Annotated in this window: 1 protein-coding gene; it reads left to right on the forward strand. The window is 61.5% G+C overall.

Going from position 1 to position 1,387, the window contains the following annotated elements; translation table 11 throughout:
• Nucleotides 1–411: 411 nt before the first annotated feature.
• A partial coding sequence (locus AC1D1X_RS23340; RefSeq protein WP_477699349.1) for a PAS domain-containing protein occupies nt 412–1,387 on the forward strand: 976 nt, incomplete at its 3' end.

Genomic DNA, 1,387 nt, shown 5'->3' on the forward strand with positions numbered 1-1,387 from the left:
CAAAAAGCACAGGGCCTGCTGCTTGCCGGCATGGGCGGCCGGCAGGATGTTGAGCTGCGTGACCGAGCCGAAGCGCTCGCACATGTTTTTCAGAGCCTTCCGCAAAGCAGGGATGTCGGGGCATTGCTGAAGCTGGTCGAGTTCGAGTGGGCTCATGGATCCTTGCGTGAAATAGAACAACGGAAACAATACAAAAAACGGGAGATAACCGGGGAGTGCTGCAGGATGAAGGGTGACGCAGTAACCCGGCGTGGGGGGCCGCGTGCCTGAAGCGTAGGACAAAATCCTGCGCAGGTAAGTGACGGAACGTTTTGCAACGCTTTATGCCCAATGCTTGCAAATCTTGCGTAAAAGAAATGCCGCTATGCGTCAGCATCGTCTATTGAATGTCTGAAAAGCAGGTGTTTGCCCGTGTCCGTTTCCGTTCCCGCTCCCGTCATTGATCCTGCGCTCGCGCTCCATGTCCTGCCTCATTCCGGCGCCGCCCGGCTCGCCCGGCTGGCCGCGCGCGCTTGCGACGCCCCCATCGCCATCGTGGTGGCCCTGGACGGCGGCCAGGCGGCGCTCAGTTCCGGCACCGGTTTTTCACCGCAAGAGCGCGAAGGGCTGGTCGCTCTGTGTGAAGCCACACTGGACACACCACCCCGCCAGCCGCAGTTGCCGGCCCGCAGCGCGCCCGACATCCTGTTTTATCGGGGCTTGCCGCTGACGCGGGAAGACGGCACGCTGCTGGGCGCGCTTGCGGTCATGGACAAGGTCGCACGAAGCCTCAGCGCCGACCAGGAAGAGGATCTCGAAACGCTGGCGGGCCTTGCTGCCGGGCAACTGGTCGCGCAGCACAGCCACGCACTGCAGGCCACGCAGCAGACTGAAGAAGAGGCCCATCGGCTGGCCACTCGYCTGGGCATCACCCTGGAGAGCATCACCGAAGGGTTTTATACGCTGGATACGCAGTGGCGCTTTACCTATCTCAACCGGGAGGGTGCCCGGCTGCTCGGCCGCCCCAGCAAAGACTTGCTGGGAAAAAGCATCTGGAAGGAATTTCCGGGCGCCATCAATACCTCGTTTTCCGAGCAGGTCCGGGCCGCGGTTGCGGGCAACTACCAGGTGGAATTTGAGGCCCTGTATGCACCGCTGGACAAATGGTTCGAGATCCGCGCCTACCCGTTTCCGGATGGGGTCGCCATCTACTTTCGTGACGTCAGCGAACGGCGCAAGGCCAGGGAGCAGCTCATGCTGCTGGAAACGAGCATCTCCCGCCTCAACGATATCGTGCTCATCGCGGAAGCGGTCCCCTCCGGGAAGCCGGGCTTGCGCATCATCTTTGTCAACAATGCCTTCGAACACCATACCGGCTATAGCCCGCAAGAGGCCATGGGTCATTCAC

It is taken from the genome of Polaromonas sp. P1_G4, from assembly GCF_056405475.1.